This window comes from Corynebacterium sp. MSK218 (genome assembly GCF_030232655.1).
In the GTDB taxonomy this organism is placed as follows: domain Bacteria; phylum Actinomycetota; class Actinomycetes; order Mycobacteriales; family Mycobacteriaceae; genus Corynebacterium.
On sequence record NZ_JASPGN010000013.1, the window covers coordinates 57,762 to 77,471 of the forward strand.

At 57.1% G+C, this 19,710-nt stretch carries 19 protein-coding genes, 1 tRNA gene and 1 pseudogene; 7 read left to right on the forward strand and 14 right to left on the reverse strand.

What is annotated here, in order from left to right; translation table 11 throughout:
- Nucleotides 1-389 precede the first annotated feature (389 nt).
- The 12 genes from QP922_RS10605 to QP922_RS10660 form a co-directional block, all read right to left on the reverse strand.
- Entirely contained in the window at nt 390-635 is a 246-nt protein-coding gene (locus QP922_RS10605) for a ribbon-helix-helix domain-containing protein (protein WP_284809414.1), read from the reverse strand.
- A 51-nt stretch (nt 636-686) separates the two neighbouring features.
- Entirely contained in the window at nt 687-1,340 is a 654-nt protein-coding gene (locus QP922_RS10610) for a response regulator (protein ID WP_284809415.1), read from the reverse strand.
- A 36-nt stretch (nt 1,341-1,376) separates the two neighbouring features.
- A complete protein-coding gene (locus QP922_RS10615; RefSeq protein WP_284809417.1) occupies nt 1,377-1,580 on the reverse strand; it encodes a hypothetical protein in 204 nt (67 codons plus the stop codon).
- A gap of 46 nt (nt 1,581-1,626) precedes the next feature.
- Nucleotides 1,627-2,649 carry a sensor histidine kinase gene (locus tag QP922_RS10620; RefSeq protein ID WP_284809419.1) on the reverse strand — a complete coding sequence of 341 codons (1,023 nt, stop codon included), beginning with the start codon at nt 2,647-2,649 and terminating at the stop codon, nt 1,627-1,629.
- Nucleotides 2,650-2,730: 81 nt separating this feature from the next.
- Nucleotides 2,731-3,006, reverse strand: coding sequence for a cell division protein CrgA (gene crgA, locus QP922_RS10625; protein ID WP_284809421.1), 276 nt, complete (start codon nt 3,004-3,006; stop codon nt 2,731-2,733).
- 63 nt (nt 3,007-3,069) lie between these two features.
- A complete protein-coding gene (gene pknB, locus QP922_RS10630; protein WP_284809422.1) occupies nt 3,070-5,010 on the reverse strand; it encodes a Stk1 family PASTA domain-containing Ser/Thr kinase in 1,941 nt (646 codons plus the stop codon).
- Between the two features lie 6 nt (nt 5,011-5,016).
- A complete protein-coding gene (locus tag QP922_RS10635; protein ID WP_284809424.1) occupies nt 5,017-6,447 on the reverse strand; it encodes a serine/threonine-protein kinase in 1,431 nt (476 codons plus the stop codon).
- On the reverse strand, nt 6,447-7,877 hold the full coding sequence (locus QP922_RS10640) for a penicillin-binding transpeptidase domain-containing protein (RefSeq protein WP_070669445.1): 1,431 nt from the start codon (nt 7,875-7,877) through the stop codon (nt 6,447-6,449). Before QP922_RS10640 ends, QP922_RS10635 begins: the two co-directional genes overlap by 1 nt.
- The gene (locus QP922_RS10645; protein WP_284809426.1) at nt 7,874-9,226 is read right to left on the reverse strand and encodes an FtsW/RodA/SpoVE family cell cycle protein; all 1,353 of its coding nucleotides are present in this window, start codon (nt 9,224-9,226) and stop codon (nt 7,874-7,876) included. Before QP922_RS10645 ends, QP922_RS10640 begins: the two co-directional genes overlap by 4 nt.
- Nucleotides 9,227-10,615, reverse strand: a complete 1,389-nt coding sequence (locus QP922_RS10650) for a protein phosphatase 2C domain-containing protein (RefSeq protein WP_284809427.1) — start codon at nt 10,613-10,615, stop codon at nt 9,227-9,229. It lies immediately after the preceding gene.
- Nucleotides 10,612-11,064 carry an FHA domain-containing protein FhaB/FipA gene (locus QP922_RS10655; protein WP_039673007.1) on the reverse strand — a complete coding sequence of 151 codons (453 nt, stop codon included), beginning with the start codon at nt 11,062-11,064 and terminating at the stop codon, nt 10,612-10,614. The genes QP922_RS10650 and QP922_RS10655 overlap by 4 nt, the downstream gene beginning before the upstream one ends.
- A 31-nt stretch (nt 11,065-11,095) precedes the next feature.
- Nucleotides 11,096-11,926, reverse strand: a complete 831-nt coding sequence (locus tag QP922_RS10660; protein ID WP_070669442.1) for an FHA domain-containing protein — start codon at nt 11,924-11,926, stop codon at nt 11,096-11,098.
- Between the two features lie 230 nt (nt 11,927-12,156).
- Here QP922_RS10660 and QP922_RS10665 point away from each other — a divergent pair.
- From QP922_RS10665 to QP922_RS10685, 5 genes are all read left to right on the forward strand, one after another.
- A tRNA-Leu gene (locus tag QP922_RS10665) sits at nt 12,157-12,241 on the forward strand.
- 198 nt (nt 12,242-12,439) lie between these two features.
- Nucleotides 12,440-13,033 (forward strand): Type 1 glutamine amidotransferase-like domain-containing protein, encoded by a 594-nt coding sequence (locus tag QP922_RS10670; protein WP_201816107.1) that lies wholly within the window; start codon nt 12,440-12,442, stop codon nt 13,031-13,033.
- Nucleotides 13,034-13,651, forward strand: coding sequence for a class I SAM-dependent DNA methyltransferase (locus tag QP922_RS10675; protein ID WP_201816104.1), 618 nt, complete (start codon nt 13,034-13,036; stop codon nt 13,649-13,651).
- Nucleotides 13,652-13,779: 128 nt separating this feature from the next.
- A complete protein-coding gene (locus QP922_RS10680; RefSeq protein WP_034659529.1) occupies nt 13,780-14,034 on the forward strand; it encodes a hypothetical protein in 255 nt (84 codons plus the stop codon).
- The gene (locus QP922_RS10685; RefSeq protein ID WP_011117489.1) at nt 14,034-14,627 is read left to right on the forward strand and encodes a recombinase family protein; all 594 of its coding nucleotides are present in this window, start codon (nt 14,034-14,036) and stop codon (nt 14,625-14,627) included. The genes QP922_RS10680 and QP922_RS10685 overlap by 1 nt, the downstream gene beginning before the upstream one ends.
- Nucleotides 14,628-15,488: 861 nt before the next feature.
- Here the strand turns inward: QP922_RS10685 and QP922_RS10690 are convergent.
- Complete coding sequence (locus tag QP922_RS10690) at nt 15,489-15,752, reverse strand: hypothetical protein (protein ID WP_284809429.1); 264 nt, start codon at nt 15,750-15,752, stop codon at nt 15,489-15,491.
- A gap of 353 nt (nt 15,753-16,105) precedes the next feature.
- A pseudogene (locus QP922_RS10695) lies at nt 16,106-16,523 on the reverse strand (transposase family protein); the annotation flags it as partial.
- A 108-nt stretch (nt 16,524-16,631) separates the two neighbouring features.
- On the opposite strand from QP922_RS10695, the gene QP922_RS10700 reads away from it, so the two are divergent.
- A complete protein-coding gene (locus QP922_RS10700) occupies nt 16,632-16,910 on the forward strand; it encodes a hypothetical protein (protein ID WP_005391230.1) in 279 nt (92 codons plus the stop codon).
- 616 nt (nt 16,911-17,526) lie between these two features.
- Nucleotides 17,527-19,446 (forward strand): tetracycline resistance ribosomal protection protein Tet(W), encoded by a 1,920-nt coding sequence (gene tet(W) / locus QP922_RS10705; protein WP_000691721.1) that lies wholly within the window; start codon nt 17,527-17,529, stop codon nt 19,444-19,446.
- Nucleotides 19,447-19,710: the final 264 nt, after the last annotated feature.

Genomic DNA, 19,710 nt, shown 5'->3' on the forward strand with positions numbered 1-19,710 from the left:
AATTTTGATTTTCACAGAGTTATCCCCACCTTGTGGATAACTTTGTACCCACCGTGTTAACAGCTCTCCGGTTACGGGGTGGGTGGTGGCAAAAGGCCTCAAAATAGAGAGCGAAAAGGCAGGAGCGTGTACTAGATTCTGAGTACTAGTCGAGCAGAGCGCGGTACTGCTTGCGGGCCTTCATGGAATGAATGATGGTCTCGGTCCCGTCGTCCCAGATAAGAACAACGAGCTCAAGTAATCTCATTGAGCCATCGAATCCGAGGCGAAGCTCTCGTTGGGGGTTCTCGTCGTCGAGTGGCGCTTTAAAGACACAAGCCGATGTGGCTGCAGCTACGGAATCCTCCGGCCTGATGCCGTGTTTTGTGGCACTCCGGCGAACCTCCATTTTAAATGGCTTTTCTTAGTGCTTCACGGATTGCCTGCGACCTGGACCATCCATGAGCTGCGGCATACCTATCCAGGTCTGCAATTTCATTGGGCGAAAAGCGAATCGAGATAATCTTTGCGGCTTGGTTGTCGCGGGGTTTCCGCCCCCGAGTACGAAGAGTCTCCACGTCGTAACCCTTTTCGGCTTCCGTTACCCATTCATCAATTTGCTCTTCGCTGATCGGCTGTCCATTGATAGTTTTCATAACCGTAATCGTATTACGAAAAGGGGTTCTGGCGCTAGAGTGAAGTTCGGATTAGGAGCCAGCGCCACCTAAAATCTTCGTCACCAAGTTCAGGCGCGTGCTGGCGCCGAAGATGGTGATGAGGCGAGAGACGTGCTTCTTCACTGCGGACTCGGAATAGCCGGTGGCGGCGGCGATCTCTGAGTTAGAGTTGCCGGCAAGAAGCAGCTTGAGAACGGCAACCTCCGCGTCATGGAGATCGTGGCCCTCAATAGCGGCAGCAACGGGATCACGTGGGGTGCTGGGTTCACCGATGTAATCCACCAAGCGATGCATGGCGGCCGGGGCGATGACGGTGCCACCTTCCACAGCTGAGCGAACAGCCTCGATGATGGAGCGCGGGCGCTGGTTCTTCAAGATGTAGCCAGCACCGCCCGCGCGCAGGATCTTGAGCATTGTGTCATCCGAGTCGAAGGCGGTCACCGCCAAAAAAGTGGGCGGGTTCGACGCGGAGTTAAGGTGCTTCAGAAGGGTAATGCCATCCATCTGAGGCATGTGAATATCAGCCAGCACGAGGTCCGGCTTGGTTTCCTCAATCTGGGCCAAGCAATCCGCACCGTTGGTGGCCTCACCGACGACCGAGATGTCGTCGGTGGTCTGGAAATAGACGCGGAAAGTCGAGCGGACGAGCTCGTCATCGTCCACGAGGAAGACCCGAATGCTCATGGGAGAAACGTGGTCAGAAGGAACAGGGGTGGCCTCCTAGCCTCCGCACCACCAGCGCTCCGGGCTGGTGGAGCAACGGAATTCGTCGGCGAATTCGCGTGCGAAAGACTTGTAGAAGGTGAATCCGGTGGACTCGGAAGCGGTGGTGTTTTCGGTAGTTGCGGTGGGCTCAGATGCACCGGCTACCGGTGCGGAGATAAGGGCCAGCGCTGCGGCGGCCGCGGCGAGGGAAGTGCGCATGTTTTACCTTTAATATTCAAAGATCGATGACTACCGGGCCACTTTACTATATTTTTCTCAGGCAGGCAGCAGGAAGCGATAGGCGTGTGACCCATTGATCAGCCTCTTTCCCGCTGCCAAATGTGCCATGAACTCTCCGCACCCGGCGGGCGATCTCACCCAAACCTAAGCTGGTCGTCATGAATTGACGCGACTGCTGTGTGGCAATGGAAGACGTGATGCGCACGTTAACGTGTTTAGAGGTGCTGCTGGCTTCGATGGTTACGCGTGATTCGGGTTGGGCGTATTTGAGTATGTTCACGGCGAGTTCGGAAAATACGAGTGAGAGCTTCTGCGGTAGTGCAAGCTGACCCGTCTTTCCTAGCTTGATGTCTGGCTCGCACACAAAGCCATGGCTCGATAGGAAGCTCACCATGGTGTCGAGATCTTCTTCCAGCGACTTAACTCCCTGCGTTACGCTTTCATTCTTCATTACTCGCAGAAGATCGCGGACTTCACCCATGGCCCGGCGGGCGTCATCGGCGATAGCTTCCGCGGAGTCGGCCGCGGAAGGATCCGTTTGGGTCAGCGCCAAGGTTTCGGAGCGCATGACCACGGAGGTCAAGGTCGCCGCCACCGAATCGTGCAGCGCGGTCATGAGGGCCTCGCGTTGCTCGGCGGCGCGCCGCTCGGAGGCAAGACGCTGGTCCCGGGTTTTGCGCAGCGCGGCGCCAATGCCGATCGCCACCGCATACAAGAAGAGCGGCAGCGTTAGGCTTAGCGGTTCGAAGTCCGGTAGATAGTTGTTCGATGGATCGGTCGTGACGAGGTATGTGTATACCACCGCTGGAAGGACTGCCCACAGCCAGCGCGTGCGAAACGCCACGATGCCCACGATGACGGGGCTCCACGCAAAAAGCAGGAAAGAGCGCCACTCCGAGAACCACACCGTCAGCGCAAAAAGCGCACCGTACCCGCAGGCCGCCACGAAGGGACGTCGGATAGCCAGCGGCGTCAAGCTGACGCCGAGGCCGGCGAGTAGGAGTGCGCCGGGAGTAAGGAAGTTTTTGTCCACCGTGACGGTGAGCATCACTAAAATGATGCAGCCGACACCGGCTACGCTATAGAACCTCGAGGAGTTCATCGCTTCCGTGGTTTAAGCGTAGAAAACCTAACGCCAACCCATCGTCATGAGCAGGCCAATGATGGCCAGGCCGAAGCCAATGCCGTAGTTCCACGGGCCCAGTTCCTGCATGAACGGGATGGACTCGCCGGTCAGGTAGTTCACCACGAGCCACAGCAGGCCGATGAGCATAAGGCCGAGCATGATGGCGATGTACCACTTCGGGGTGCCCTCAGAGTTGATCTTGACCGGGGTGCGGTTGGTAGCAGAGCTGGAGGACTGGGGGAGCGGGGAGCCCTCCGTCGTGATCTTGGACTTTGGCATTTCTACACCTTTAGGTAGGGAGTTTTAATCTGTGGGATACCTTAGCAGCTACGGCATCAAGAGCTACTGCGGGATCAACGCGGACGGGTCGAATTCCCAGAAGCGAACGTCGATGGTGGCGTCCTTGCGGATGACATCGCCGCGCTTGACGGATGCCCACCCAATCTTGTCGCTGTCGATGGGATTAGAGGTCGGAATGTGCTCGCCCACCTCAAGGGAACCGGACCAGCCCTTCGCGCGCAGCGCGGATTCTGCTTCACCCTGAGTGGAGTGCACCAGGTCCGGTGCCTGAATCAGCATGCCGTTAGACACCTCAATGGTGACCGTGCTGCCCTTGGGGAGCTTCTGGCCCTTTTCGGAGACCTTGATGACTTGATTCTCCGGCAGTTCAGAATCCACCGAATTAACGTTCACCTCAAAGTCCATGGAGCTGAGCATCTCCACGGCACGGTCGCGGTCCATGCCGGACACGTCCGGGACGCTGACATCCTTCTGGCCCTTGGACACCGTGATGTGGACCTTTGAGCCCTTGGATAGCTGCGAGCCACCGGCTGGGTTCTGCGAAATGATCTCACCCGTAGGCGCATCATCGTTGACCTGCTCGATGTCTTCCTTGAGTTCCAGGGAAGCCTCCTCCAGCGCTTGGGTGGCCTCTTCCACGGTCATACCGGTGAGGTCAGGGACCTCAGTAATCTCCTTACCGGAGGACACGGTCAGCGTGACGGAGGACTTCTTCTGCAGCTCAGAGCCTTCCGCCGGGTTGATGCGGATGACCTTGCCGCGCGGAACGTCAGGGCTAGGCTCCTCATTAATCGCGACAAAGAGGCCGAGCTTCTCCAGCTCCTCCACTACTTCGTTGCGCGGGCGGTCCTTCACCTTGGGCACGACGACCATGTTGGCGCGCTGCGCGGCTTCGTGCTGCGCTTGCTCACGCTCACGGGCTTCCTGCTGTGAGCTCTGCCAGAAGTCCCAGGCAAAGTAACCGACGATGGCGATAAGCGCTGCGGCGAGCAAGGCCGCGAGCCACTTGAGGCCGCCGCCTCCCTCGTCGTCCTCGCTCGGCCTTGTCGACGCCACCGGAGCGCGGTGTTGCGCCGACACTGGAGCCACCATCGTGGTTGGGTGATCTTCATCGTTGACGTGCGAGCGTGCCGCCTCCGGCAGCTGGCCTTGCGCCAAACGCTCTAGGTCATCGCCCATCTCCCATGCGGACTGGTACCGGTCCGCCGGGTGTTTAGCCATGGCAGTGAGCACCACGGCATCGAGGCCAAGGCGCTGCTTGTCCGATAAATCTTCTTCGATGAACTCTGAGGGAGGGGTCGGGTCCTCCTGCACGTGCTGGTAGGCCACCGCGAAGGGAGTCTCACCTTCAAACGGGGTGCGGCCGGTCACCGTTTCATACATGACGCAGCCGAGGGCGTAGACGTCGGAGCGGGCGTCGGCCGGCTTGCCACGGGCTTGTTCCGGGGAAAGGTATTGCGCGGTGCCAATGACCGCAGAAGTCTGCGTCATCGCGGACGTGGAATCATCGAGGGCCCGGGCGATGCCGAAGTCCATGACCTTCACCTGGCCGGTGTTGGTGAGCATGATGTTCGCCGGCTTGATATCGCGGTGAATAATGCCTGCTTCGTGGGAGGATTGCAGGGCATCTGCCACGGGTTTAAGGACGCGCGCGGCTTCGCCCACTGGCAACGGCCCGTCCTCACGAACGATATCGCGCAGCGTGCGGCCTTGGACGTATTCCATGACGATGTAGGGCACCATCATGCCGTCGACGTCCTTCTCACCGGTGTCGAACACGGCCACGATATTGGGGTGGTTAAGCTTACCGGAATTCTGGGCTTCGCGGCGGAAACGTTCACGGAAGTTGACATCGCGCGCCATGTCGGGGCGCAGCATTTTGACGGCGACGGTGCGTCCCAAGACGGTGTCTTCAGCCTCGTAGACTTCAGACATGCCGCCGGTGCCGATGGACTGGCGGAGGTGGTACCGATCACTGACCATGGTGGGTTACTGGCCTCCCTGTAGCGCGGATTCTTCGGTGGGGTTGCCCTGTGATTCTAGTTCGGCTGTGGCGGTTGGTCCGTCATTGACCTGCGGTTGTGTCCCCTCAGGTACGAGTTCTTCGTCTGTGGGTTGCTGCGGGGAGACCTCCTGGGTGGGCGACGGCATGATCGAATGTGTCGTCGTGACGGTAATGGGGGCTGGGGGTTCTTCTTCCACCGTGGTGGTTTCCACTGTGTCACGGCTCGTCGGGGCCTCAGTGGTGGGCTCCTCCGTGGTCTCCGGCGTGACGGTTTCGGTGACGATGATTTCCGTCGGCTGCTCCGTAGTCGTGGGTGCAGGTTCGCTGGAGTTCTCGGTGAAGAATTTATATCCCGCGAGCCCGATGCCCACGAGCGCAGCGATCGCTACTGCAATGAGCAGGCCGGTGCCGAATCCACCTTTCTTCGTCGGCGGTTCCGCTGTCGGCGGCTGTGTTGCCGGGCGCACCGTCGTGGGGTGGGCCATGTTGCCCAGCATCTCCGTCGAGGCGGAGGGGGAAGGTTCGGCGGCGAGCGGAGCGAGTGCGGCAGATTTCGGCTGCGGCGGGCGCTGCCCCTGGCGCACGGCCGAGATGGCGTTGGTGAACTCGTTGCCGTCGGCAAAGCGGGTGTTGGGGTCCTTGCGCAGGGCAAGGCCGATCAGTTCGCGCGTGGGCGCGCTTATCGACGTCGACAAGGGCTCCGGTGCCTGACTAATATGCGCCAGCGCTACCGATACCGAGGAATCACCGCTGAAGGGGCGATTGCCGGCGAGCATCTCATAGCCCACCACACCAAGCGAGTACACGTCCGAAGCTGGGCCGACCTCGTAACCTTGGGCCTGCTCCGGCGAGACGTACTGGGCGGTGCCGACTACCATGCCGGTGCGGGTCAGCGGCACGGCGGCGGCGGCCTTGGCGATGCCAAAGTCAGTGATCTTGACCTGCCCGTTTTGGGTAATCATGAGGTTGCCCGGCTTAATATCGCGGTGCACCAGGCCCATGTGGTGGATCACGGACAGGCCGTGGGAGGCCTGCTCCATGACGTCGAGCGCCAGCGTTTCCGGCAGTGCGCCTTCGCGTGCCAGCAGGTCCGCCAAGGATTCACCGCGGATATACTCCAGGGCCATGAAACAGAAGGTGCGACCGTTGTCCTCGAGCTCGCGGTAGTCGTAGGTGGCCACGACGTTCTCAGAATCAATGGACTCTGCCGCCTTGGCCTCGTTGCGGAAGCGCGAGAGGAATTCGTTGTTATCGGAGAATTCCGGCCGCAGGACCTTGATGGCCACCTCGCGGTCGTTGTGGACATCATCGGCAAGCCACACGGTGGACATGCCGCCGTGGCCGACGATCCACTGCAGCTGGTAGTCCTCACCGATGAGTGCTTGTAGGTGTTCCTTGTTATCAGCGCTGCTCACTACTGCTCACCTCCGTATGCGCGCAGGATGGCGCGGCCAATCGGTCCGGAGACCTGTCCACCAGTAGCGCCTTCGCCTAGGTTGCCGCCGTCCTTGACCACAACACCAACCGCAATGTCCTTCTCTGGGTCAAAGGCTACGTACCACACGTGCGGGGCAAGGCCCTCACCGTGCTCGGCCGTACCCGTCTTGGAGGCAAAGCCGTTGCCGTCATAGCCCCAGGTGGAACGCTCAGAAGCGAACATGAGGTCCGTCAAGGTGTTGGCGGTGTCCTCGTTGATGGCCTCAGCGGCCTGACGCGGTTGAGTCGTGCGAAGCTCATTCATCTGGGCATCGGTGATGCGGTTGATGAGGTAGGGCTCCATGCGCTTGCCCTTATTCGCCACGGTGGCGGCCATGACCGCGGCCTGGAGGGCGGACATGGTGACGTCGCGCTGGCCGATGGCCGATTGGGCGACCTGCGCGCCGTCGCTTAGCTCACCCAGCGCACCCGAAGAGGTTTCCACACCAAGCGAGTACTTCTCACCCACGCCGAATCCCTCGGCGTACTTGCGCAGTTCATCGGCACCGATACCTTCAGACATCTCCACGAATGCCGTGTTGCAGGAGAGCGCAAAGGCGGTTTGGAGCGTGACGCTGTCTGCGCCGCCGCAGGCCTGGTTGCCGTAGTTCGTAAGCTCCGTGACCGTATCCGGCAACGTGATGGACGCCGCGCCGGTCAGCGTGGAATTCGGATTGAAGCCGTTGTTGAGGCCGGCAGCCGTGGTGATGATCTTAAAAATCGAACCCGGCGGCAGAGTCTCCTGCGTGGCATGGTTGATGAGCGGATTGCCCTCTTGATTCTGCAGCTGATCCCACGTTTCGGCCGCGTTGCCGCCCATGAGGTCGGAGACATTGAAACTGGGGGAGGACGCCATAGCCAGTACTTTGCCCGTGGAGGGCTGAATGGCTACGGCCGCGCCTTTGTAGCCGGGGCCGGCCAGCTGGTCATAGGCTGCCTGCTGCAGCGCTGGGTCGATGGTGACCTCCACGTTCGCACCCTTCTGCGGCTTGCCGGAGAGCATATCGAGCCAATTGTGTGCCAGCAGAGAATCATCTTTGCCGTTGAGGATGTCATTCTGCGAGGCCTCCAGCTGGGAGGCGCCGAAGCGCTCCGAGAGGTAACCGGTGACATCGGCAAAGGCTGGGGAATCAGTGGGGTAGGAACGCGAGTAATTGCCGTTCTCATCTGCGGTGGACTGCGCCAAGACCGTATCGCCGGCGAAGATCTGGCCGCGCGGGGTAGTGCGCATTTCCAGATAGCCGCGAACATTCTTGGGGTTGTGGGCGTATTTATCCGTCGAAAACGCCTGCACCACCGTGAGGTTCACGAGGAGGACGGCGGTGAGAAGGAGGGCAAAGAGGGAGACGAGGCGAATCGATCTATTCATCGGGTGGCCTCCTGGATGGCGGGGAACATGGACGTATCACTCGGCGCGTTCGAGGTGAGCTCTCGCGCTGGGCGACGAGCCGCGTTGGAAATACGCAGCAGCACGGCTAACAACATGTAGTTGGCCATGAGCGAGGAGCCGCCGGCGGACATAAACGGCGTGGTGAGACCCGTCATGGGCAGCAGGGCGGAAATGCCGCCGGTGACGACGAAGACTTGGACTGCGAGCGTAAGAGCCAGGCCCGAGGCCACCAGCTTGCCATAGGTATCGCGGCAGGTCAGCGCAGTGCGGAAACCGCGGGAGACGAGCATAGCGAAGAGGACAAGTACCGCAGCCAGGCCCACCAAACCGAATTCCTCGCCGATACCAGCCAGGATGAAGTCCGAATGCGCCACCGGCACCATGTCCGGGTGACCCTGGCCCAAACCGGTACCAGTAATGCCGCCGGAGGACATGCCGAACAGCGCCTGGGACAGCTGGAAGCCGGTGGTGTCATAGTTGGCCAGCGGGTCAATGAAATTGGAGAAGCGCTGCTGAATCTTGTCCGAGACCTGGTAGATGCCGAACCCGCCGATGCCCACGAGGATGACACCAATGACGAGCCAGCTCACGCGGTTGGTGGCCATAAAGAGCATGCCGAGCACCGTGCTAAACAGCAGCAGTGCCGGACCGAAGTCATTCGAGATGCCCATGATGACAATGGCGATGCCCCAAATCACGAGGATGGGGGCCAGGTCACGCAGGCGGGGCAGGGACAGGCCTAAGAACTTAAAGCCCGCCACGGTGAACAGGGAGCGCTTCTGGGTAAGCAGCATGGCGAAGAACAAGATCAGCAGGATCTTGGAGAACTCGCCCGGCTGGATGGAAAAGGGTCCGAGCCACAACCAAATGCGGGCTTCCACTCCTGGCGGCTGCGGCCATACCAGCGGCAGCGCCAAGAGAATGAGGCCGAGCGCGCCCAAGATATAGGAATAGCGCGTCAGCGAGCGGTGATCCCGCAAAAGAACAAGGACCAGCGCAAAGAGGATAAGTCCGACGACGGTCCACATCACCTGCCGCACCGCGAGCTCACCGCCACTAGCCAAGTCAAGGCGCTGCAACATGATAAGCCCCGTGCCGTTGAGCACCGCGACGATAGGCAGCATGATCTGGTCCGCGTAGGGCGCTAAGAAACACAGGAAGAGATGCGCTACAGCGAAGACTCCGATGAAGCCACCGATGAGGTAGAGCACGTCGAGGGTCAGCACGTTGCCTTGGGAGAGCTCGAGGCTCACCAAGGTGATGGCGAAAACTACCGTGGCGAAGACGAGCAGGCCGAACTCAGTTCCACGGGAAAAGAGCTTGCTCACCTACTTCACCTCCCGGCAGTTGCCCTGTGAGGGCTTGTCCGCATCCTTCTTGGCGTCCTTTTTCGCCTCATCCGCGGCGTCTTTGTCCTTATCCTTCGCGGCGTCTTTCGACGTGGCGCACGGCTTCAAGGCCTTCTCCGACAGGCGCGTCAACTGTGTCTGCACCTCGTCATAGGAGCCTGCGGGCAGGTTGCCCACGGCTGCTCGTTCTGACTCGGGAAGATCCGTGAGCCTAAACGGCGCATACTCGCCTGTGCACTCACCGGTGCCCAGCTTGAGTGAATTGTCCTTGTTCAAGCACGCATGCTGATAGGTGTGGTGCAGGGAGCGGCCGAAGACCTCAAAATCCGCGCCTTGTTGGATGGTGAGGACCTCCTCCTCATCCGTGGTCACGTAATAGTTGCTGGCCAAGTGATTCTTCATCCACAGCCCGCCGCTCACCACAATCACCAACACGAGGACGAGGGAGGCGATAACCTTCCACCCCACTCGGCTGCGTCGCGGCGGCCGCTGCGGCTCATCCTCGGTGACCTCCCGGGGTTGTACCTCAGCGGCTTGTGCTTTTGGGGGCGAGATCAGCTTCGCCGCGCGGCTTGCTGAAGAATCCGGGTGCGTCGGCTCGGGCACGACGCCTTGGATGGCGCCGACGGTGATGGGGGAGACGTCGTCAAGCTCTGCGTCCACGACTTCTGCCACTACGATGGTGACGTTGTCCGGACCGCCCGAACGCAACGCGAGATCGCGCAGCATAATAGCGGCCTCATCCACCGAGCCCTGGTTCAGCGCCTGCTCGATGGTCGACGCCGTCACCGGATCCGACAATCCATCCGAGCACAGCATGATGCGGTCGCCCACCTGGGCATCCAGCGTAAAGAGCGTCGGCTCCACTGGGCGGCCGGTGTAGGCCTTGAGGATCAGAGACTTCTGCGGGTGGGACGAGACATCTGCTGGGTCGAGCTTGCCCTCATCCACGAGTGACTGCACGTAGGTGTCATCTTTTGTCACCTGGGAAAGCTTGCCGTCACGCAGGCGGTAGCCGCGGGAATCGCCCACGTGGCACACGCCGAACTGCGAGCCGTTGAACATCATCGCAGTCAGCGTGGTGCCCATACCTTCGGTTTCCGGGTGCTCATCCACATGGTCGCGGATTGCCGCGTTGGCATCCTCCGCCGCCGCGCCCAGCAGGGCCAGCATGTCGTTATCGCCCGGATCGCGCTCGAGGGGCGCCATGTGCTCCACCATCGTCGTGGATGCGACTTCGCCGGCGGCGTGGCCACCCATGCCGTCGGCAAGCACCAGCAGGTGAGGTCCCGCGTGGGCGGAATCCTCGTTATTGTCGCGGACCAAACCGCGGTCCGTCACTGCAGTAAAATTCAGGCTCAACGTCATGCCATCAACCTCACGGTCGTCCGACCAAGTTTGATATCCGAACCCACACCAACGCGTTCCGGCTGGTCAATACGGGCACCACCCACGAAGGTGCCGTTGCGGGATTCCAAATCCTCCACAAACCACTCGCTGCCCCGGCGGAACAGACGAGCGTGGTGGCCAGAGGAAAAATCATCACCAGTGACAAAATCACAGTCCTGCGCGCGGCCCATCGTACAGTCTTCGAGCGTGCCCAGCTCCATGTGGGAACCGCGCAGGGGACCCTCCACGATGGCGATTTCACGCGGCGCTTCTCGACGCCTCTGTGACCCCTTCACCGGGGCCGATGCCTGGTACACGCCGGCCGCCTTATTGGCGTCACGGCGCATAGCGTTGAGCGCGACCAGAATAAACAGCCACAGCAACACCAGCAGGCCGATGCGCAGCGACAGCAGCACGATCGAGTCCATGGACGGTCCTTACTTTAGAGGGAGTGGGGGCTTAATAATTCTGGTTCTCAAGGCCCGTAATGCGGACCTCGATATGGGAGTGGCCGAGGGTAATCACGTCACCATCAGCAAGCAGCCAGTTGTCAATCGGGGTGTCATTGACCGTGGTGCCGTTGGTGGACTGCAGGTCAACGAGTACCGCGTCCTGACCGTTCCACGTGATCTCCGCATGCTGGCGGGAGACACCCGTATCCGGCAGGCGCAGGTCTGCGTCGTTGCTACGGCCGAGGATATTGGAGCCTTCGCGCACGTGGTACACACGGGAGGAACCATCCTGCAGCATGAGCGTTACCGCTGGGCCGTGTGGCGTGGGTGCCGGCTCATTCGGGTTCGGCGCCATGAAAGCGGTGGTTGCTGCCTCGTCGGCGTTGTGCGGCTGGGTCATAGAGTCCTCCTGACCATGGTCGTGGTGGAAAATCGCATCGAATCCGGTTTCCTCTGTGGGCTCGTGGTCCAGGAAGGACGACACGCGCAGCTGGCCCGTACGCAGGCCTGACTCCTCCGCAATCCGCACGATGACCGGCCCCGCGAGGGACCAGCCACTGTTGCGAATAAAACGAGTGAGTTGATCAGATAGATCCGTAGGAATATCCCGATTTTGGGAGAGGTTCTCAATGTCCTTGGAGGACACACCGACGGTCATGACGTTGGGGCTGTACAGCTTGCCGTCATCACCGCGGGACAGGTTGTCCTGCGCCTCCTGCTTGAGCAGCTCTTCAATCTCCGCGGGGACGACCTTGCCGCCAAAGACAAAGGCCATGCCGTTGTCCAATCCGCGCTGCAGGGAAGAATCCAGCTTGGCGAGTTTTTCTAGCAATGCCATGGGGAAAGTGCCGTCCTCCTTTCAAGGGTATTCCAGGGAACTATCTCACTGCGATGGTGGAATACAGCGATATAGCAGCGATCAGTATAGGTGTCTTTCCCCCTCTAAACGTAGACGCGCGCGGCAAAGTTCCCTGTGTATTCAGTAAAAAGCTCGGGTTTGCCAGCGGATTTGTCGATTTATCAGTACAGCGTGCTAAGGTTAGCTGGTCGCCAAGACATCAATACCCTGCCCGGGTGGCGGAATTGGCAGACGCGCTGGCTTCAGGTGCCAGTGTCCTTATAGGACGTGCGGGTTCAAGTCCCGCCCCGGGCACGCTGAGCAGTTGAACAAACTGTACCACCGGAAGTAACAAACTCGAAAGGGTATGTTACCTCCGGTTTCTTTCGTTTTCCGGTTTTTAAGGGCCGAAGATTGCATGTGTGAGGATTTAGGGTGCAAATCCCGTTTTCACGAAGTATTCGAGAAGATTTTTGGTCTGCGGGACCGGATGCATTGGTCCATACTTGAGGTATGAAATTGTTTCTTGCTTCGTTCTTGCATCCCCGTTTGAGTGAATTTCTTCACGGAAGGATTGTCTTTATTGATGATGCTGCTTCAGCGATGTCTGAAGCTCCTTTTGCAAGAGAAGAAAGGCGCGCTATTGCTGATCTCGCTTCAGAGTTCGTGCCGCTGACGGTTGCTGAGACGCCCGTTCACGAATTTAAACAGCAGTTGGATCGTGCTGATTGTGTTTATGTTGCCGGTGGTGAGACGTTCTCTCTGCTGTATGCGCTGAAGTCTTCGGGGGCTTTCGACGTGCTGGTGGCTGCGATTCGCGGGGGCTTGCCGTATGCGGGTAGTTCTGCTGGTGCGGTGATTGCGGGACCGTCGATTGAGCCTATCTCGGTAATGGATGATCCTGGCACTGCTCCTGCGTTGAAGGATTTCGCCGGGTTGTCGTTGACACCGTACGTTGTAGTTCCGCATGCGCAGGGGACGACCGGTCCGTATTCCATTGAGGTCATTAGCGGCACCGTCGAAAAGTATGGCGAAAGCTGGAATCTATTGCTTTTACGTGACGGTCAGGCTCTAGTCGTCGACGGCGACTGCGATGGACTGATGTAAATGTCGAGTGCTGCTGACGTTGCACAACGTTATTCAAAGCGTGCGCAGGAGTACGCGGATGCATTGGGGGCAATAGAAGCTACTTCGATGTTAGATCAGGCTCGGATTGCCAACTGGGCAAGTGACCTTCCTTCGGAGAAGATTCTTGATTTGGGGTGTGGGCCGGGGCATTGGACTAATTTTTTAACTGCGCTAGGTCATGACGCTGTGGGCGTCGATCCTAGTGAGGACTTTGTGCGAATTGCTCAGGCGCGATTTCCGGAGATTCAGTTCGAGCAGCGCAGTTCACTTGAGCTTGGCAAACGGGCCTATGGTGGGATACTGGCCTGGTATTCCTTGATTCATGTTTCGCCTAATGAACTTGCTGTGCACTTTTCTGCAATAGCGGACCGACTTCTCCCGGGAGGGAAGTTATTAGTCGGGTATTTCACGGCAGATGAGGTTAAGGAGTTTGATCATGCAATTTGCCCAGCATGGTTTTACCCGGCGGACATCATTGAAAGGCTCCTTGAAGCATCTGGTTTGGTCGTTATTTCTTCTTTGCAACGATTTGATGTGGGGAAGCGAATCCACGCGGATGTGATTGCTTTGAAACCTGCAGCGAATAGAACCTGTTAACTGATTACACCCTATTGTTACGCCGGTGTGCGGCAGAATGTTTCCTGTAAAATAGGGCCGTTCCTAGCATTGTTTTACACGTGTCTAGCGGGGTCTAAGCCTTATGTTTACAGAAAGTGGTGAGTGTGATGTTATCGTCTGACGGTTTCCATATTGAAAGTCATATTGACTCTGTACCCGCGTTGGCGCGGGTGAAAGATCTGCATGGTGGACTCTCGTCGGGGCAGCAGGCGTTGGGCAGGATTGTACAATCCTTGCTTGCTGACGCTGATGGCCTCGACGGTGTTCAGCTTTATGCCCTCTCGGATGCAATCGAGTCGTATCGTGATGCAGTCATAGAACAAGAGAATGCCGCCTTTAAACCTTCGCGGAGCGAAGACTAATGGTCAATGACTCTGGTTCGCATGGGCAGCGGGTGGGCTATATCCGTGTCTCCACGGTGGAGCAGAATAATCAGCGCCAGAAAGAACTACTCAATGCTTCCGGCAGGATTGACCGGTTTTTTGAAGATAGGATTTCCGGCCGCACCAAGACTGCCCGCCCTGGACTTGTCGAGTGTATGGCGTACGTGCGAGACGGTGACGAACTTGTCGTGTCGTCGATTGACCGTCTCGCCCGATCGCTGACAGATCTGCGCGGTATTGTTGATGAACTTACCGGCAAGGGTGTGACTGTTACTTTCCTGCATGAGAATCTCGCGTTTGCGAAAGACACGTCCGATCCGCGCGCGGATTTAATGCTCGGAATTCTCGGTAGCTTCGCGGAGTTTGAGCGGGCCATTATCCGCGAGCGCCAGGCGGAGGGGATTGCGTTGGCGAAAAAGGCCGGAAAGTACAAAGGCCGCAAACCCGCTCTTAGCCCGCAGCAAGTAGCGGAGATTAAACGGCGCATATTGGCAGGGGAGTCAAAGGCAGCACTAGCGCGGGAATTTGGGGTAACCCGTCCTACGGTGTATCGAGCATTGAAAAACACCTAGGGTAGTGCAGCCGTGATGGTAGATCAGCGCGCCCATGAGCCCCGTCATATGTCTTGCCATATGGCGGGACATATGTTTAGGCATATGCTAAAGCATATGTCGGCAGTTATGTAGCACTGCCAGCATTTTCGTGCGTCTAGATAGGGTGACAGGCAGAGAAATTAGCGGTGTTGAGTGCAGCTGCAAGTAGCACTGTACGGGTTTCCCCTCATGGGCGGCTTTTATAAAGGCAGGGGTGAAATCATGCTTCTAGGTCTCGTCAGGGGTGGCTGCTAACGTTAGTGCCGGTTCACAATCATGCCCCGCCACCTGTGGTGGGGCGTGGGCGTGACTTCCTCGTCGGTGCGCGGTAAGGCCCGCGCGTGACGTGGGCTGTCCCGCGCGCCTTTTTCAGGCGAGCGGACAACCCTACGACGTAAAGGGAGGTAGACAATGGGTAAACACTCATTGGATACACCCGGTCGCAAAAGAAAAGACCTTGATGCCACCAAGCTTGACTGGCTAGATGTGGCTACCAAGGTCATAGTTCTTGTGACCGTAATCGTGAAGCTCGTTACCGCGATGCTTCACGTGGGTCTTTAGGCCCGAGGGTCTCAACGAGCTGGCACTCGTTGGGGCCCTTTTTATTGTGCAGCCGCAATTCAGGGATGAACTGTGCTGTCACTTTTTAGGCTAATGGGCGCGCGAAGGTTTCGCAATACTCCCACACTGAGCCCGTAGCCCTCCTTTTCTCTACTGCGGGCGGGAATCTGCGTATTCGTGCGCCCGCGAGTCCTGCCATATGGCGGAACATATGTTTAGGCATATGTTATAGCGTATGTTCCGCCATATGCTAAAGCATATGTTCTGTGTTATGCAGGTTTACCTGCTAGTTCTTGCGTTTAGGCGGAGTCCGACAATGGTAATCCACAAGGCTAGTAGGCCGAAGGAGATGAGCAGTGCGGCCAGTTCTCGCGAGAGACCGGCCTGGGTGAAAAGGAAGGAGGGGACAAGGATCATTGCTGCGCTTATGCTGCCTCCAAGCGCGGCGTAATACATACGGTCTTCTGGCCGTTCGCGGCGGATGGTCTGGATGATTAAGACGAAAAGTACTGCGAGTGCGGCGAGGGTGATGGTCGTGTACATTCCTTCTCCTTTCGGGACTGGTGCCCATTTTATCGGTGAGGGTGTGCACGGTCTGTGTGCTGCGTTTTCCAAGAGTCAGGGTGTGTTAGTGTTATCCCCCGTAAGATCCTGATGAGCAGTTGAACAAACTGCACCACCGGAAGTAACAAACTCGAAAGGGTATGTTACCTCCGGTTTCTTTCATTTTTCAATCTTTGAGGTGCGAAGATTGCACGCGTGGGGATTGAGGGTGTGAATCCCACTGTCGTGGGTTTGATGAGGTAGTCGATGTTGCGGAAGCTTTGGCATCGGCGTGCGTTGTGCTCCGTACGTTGTTTCAAAAACGGGTTTCATCAAACGGAACAAAACCTGGGACACTTCATATCCCACCCCAGGCCTAATGACTTGGGTGCAGCGGCAACGCTCATCCGATTTAGGCAGAGTCGTTGCAGGATCCAGTGGGTCACCTGGTCCGTGGTCTTTGAATTGTCGGGCGCGCAGGCAAGGCCAGCACGGAAGATCTTCTGCAAGCAACGCTTGTTGGTGCACCGGTAGCGTGGAAGGCGCACATGAAGTTGTTGGGTGGCCGACGATGGGCAGATCGACCAGGCTGCGGATGACGTGGTCGCGGAATACTCCAGGCTGCCCGCAGGTAGGGCATTCATTGATCGGCTCGACGGGTTCGGCTTCAATAACAGTGACGTCACCGTTTTCTGTGGCACCGGTGATAGTAGTTCCTAGTTTTGCGGTGCGGCAGATGGTATCGACGATGACATTTCCGTTAGGCTGCACAGTAGGTCCTTAGTTTTGTACGGATGGATTAGATACCTTTTTCCTACAAAGCCAAGGCCCTAGGTGGCAGGCTGGTTGTGGGCCAGAACCCGAAGGAGGTCCGCACCCATGTCCCCACACGATATTCCCCCGCTGATCCCCAAGCCACCAGAGAAGGATTGGGCCGATTACAACACCAACCCCGACCCCGGCAGGACTCGTAAACGTCGGCGTGCAAGCATGCTTTCTGCACGCGATGTGCTGGCGTTGCCGACTGTCACCCTTGCACCCGGTGCCACGCTTTCCGATAGTGAGTTGGTCATGCCGGATGCTGCGGCAGTCGTGTTTATCCCCAACACTGAATGCTCATGTACGGTAAAGAAGCAAGCAACCGAAAACAATAGATAGACCGCCAGCACTACACTATTCCGAACCAAAGACCAAAAGATAAGCATTTTGAGAAAATCTAAACTTTTGGATTTTCCTACAATGCCGACTACGGCGGAATCCCTCCCACTCCTTATATATTTCTTTCTGTATACATTGAATTTGTATTTAGTAAAATGCAGACAACACCACGGATCGGCTTTTGGCTGGACAATTCCAACCAAACACCGCAGCAGACAGTAGAAACCATTCTGAACGTTAGGAAGCCGGTATGATTGTTACATATAAGGGGAAGAAAAATTTCTTTTAGATACTTGTTTTCCTAAAACTGATGTGATATAATAATTCAATTCCAGAAAAGGAGTAAAAAATATGCGGCAAGGTATTCTTAAATAAAACTATAATCAAATAGTGGGAACAAAGGATTATGATAGTCCCTTTTGTAGGGGCTTAGTTTTTTGTACCCAATTTAAGAATACTTTTGCCTTATCAATTTTGACATATCCCCAAAAACAGCACTCACAAACAGGTGTATGCTGTATATGTGTATGTCCGCAAATTATCATCCCCAGTGGTAAAAGTATTTTACTGCTGGGGATTTTTATGCCCTTCGGGGCAGTAAAGGGAGGACAATCACATGAAAATAATCAATATTGGAATTCTTGCCCATGTAGACGCTGGAAAGACGACCTTGACGGAGAGCCTGCTATATGCCAGCGGAGCCATTTCAGAACCGGGGAGCGTCGAAAAAGGGACAACGAGGACGGACACCATGTTTTTGGAGCGGCAGCGTGGGATTACCATTCAAGCGGCAGTCACTTCCTTCCAGTGGCACAGATGTAAAGTCAACATTGTGGATACGCCCGGCCACATGGATTTTTTGGCGGAGGTGTACCGCTCTTTGGCTGTTTTAGATGGGGCCATCTTGGTGATCTCCGCTAAAGATGGCGTGCAGGCCCAGACCCGTATTCTGTTCCATGCCCTGCGGAAAATGAACATTCCCACCGTTATCTTTATCAACAAGATCGACCAGGCTGGCGTTGATTTGCAGAGCGTGGTTCAGTCTGTTCGGGATAAGCTCTCCGCCGATATTATCATCAAGCAGACGGTGTCGCTGTCCCCGGAAATAGTCCTGGAGGAAAATACCGACATAGAAGCATGGGATGCGGTCATCGAAAATAACGATAAATTATTGGAAAAGTATATCGCAGGAGAACCAATCAGCCGGGAAAAACTTGTGCGGGAGGAACAGCGGCGGGTTCAAGACGCCTCCCTGTTCCCGGTCTATTATGGCAGCGCCAAAAAGGGCCTTGGCATTCAACCGTTGATGGATGCGGTGACAGGGCTGTTCCAACCGATTGGGGAACAGGGGAGCGCCGCCCTATGCGGCAGCGTTTTCAAGGTGGAGTATACAGATTGCGGCCAGCGGCGTGTCTATCTACGGCTATACAGCGGAACGCTGCGCCTGCGGGATACGGTGGCCCTGGCCGGGAGAGAAAAGCTGAAAATCACAGAGATGCGTATTCCATCCAAAGGGGAAATTGTTCGGACAGACACCGCTTATCCGGGTGAAATTGTTATCCTTCCCAGCGACAGCGTGAGGTTAAACGATGTATTAGGGGACCCAACCCGGCTCCCTCGTAAAAGGTGGCGTGAGGACCCCCTCCCCATGCTGCGGACGTCGATTGCGCCGAAAACGGCAGCGCAAAGAGAACGGCTGCTGGACGCTCTTACGCAACTTGCGGATACTGACCCGCTTTTGCGCTGCGAGGTGGATTCCATCACCCATGAGATCATTCTTTCTTTTTTGGGCCGGGTGCAGTTGGAGGTTGTTTCCGCTTTGCTGTCGGAAAAATACAAGCTTGAAACAGTGGTAAAGGAACCCACCGTCATTTATATGGAGCGGCCGCTCAAAGCAGCCAGCCACACCATCCATATCGAGGTGCCGCCCAACCCGTTTTGGGCATCCATCGGACTGTCTGTTACACCACTCCCGCTTGGCTCCGGTGTACAATACGAGAGCCGGGTTTCGCTGGGATACTTGAACCAGAGTTTTCAAAACGCTGTCAGGGATGGTATCCGTTACGGGCTGGAGCAGGGCTTGTTCGGCTGGAACGTAACGGACTGTAAGATTTGCTTTGAATACGGGCTTTATTACAGTCCGGTCAGCACGCCGGCGGACTTCCGCTCATTGGCCCCGATTGTATTGGAACAGGCATTGAAGGAATCAGGGACGCAACTGCTGGAACCTTATCTCTCCTTCACCCTCTATGCGCCCCGGGAATATCTTTCCAGGGCTTATCATGATGCACCGAAATACTGTGCCACCATCGAAACGGTCCAGGTAAAAAAGGATGAAGTTGTCTTTACTGGCGAGATTCCCGCCCGCTGTATACAGGCATACCGTACTGATCTGGCCTTTTACACCAACGGGCAGAGCGTATGCCTTACAGAACTGAAAGGGTATCAGGCCGCTGTCGGCAAGCCAGTCATCCAGCCCCGCCGTCCAAACAGCCGCCTGGACAAGGTGCGCTATATGTTTCAGAAGATAATGTAACGTCTTGCGCAATGCAAGCGTTCATTGCTGGCTATTGCGAAATATCATTGAGCGAGGACCCCAATATCTTGTGCCACGCCCGAACCCCCGGCGAACTAATCAATGCACTCTAAAACCGGAAGAGCCCTTTTAGTGGCTCTTCCGGTTTCGGGGTGCGTAGCGGGGTGAAGTAGAACACTGCGGGTTTAGCGGGTCACCACAACATATAGGGGTCCCTGGTGTGAAGATGAAAGTTCCTACACAACCATCTAAACCCACCAGGGA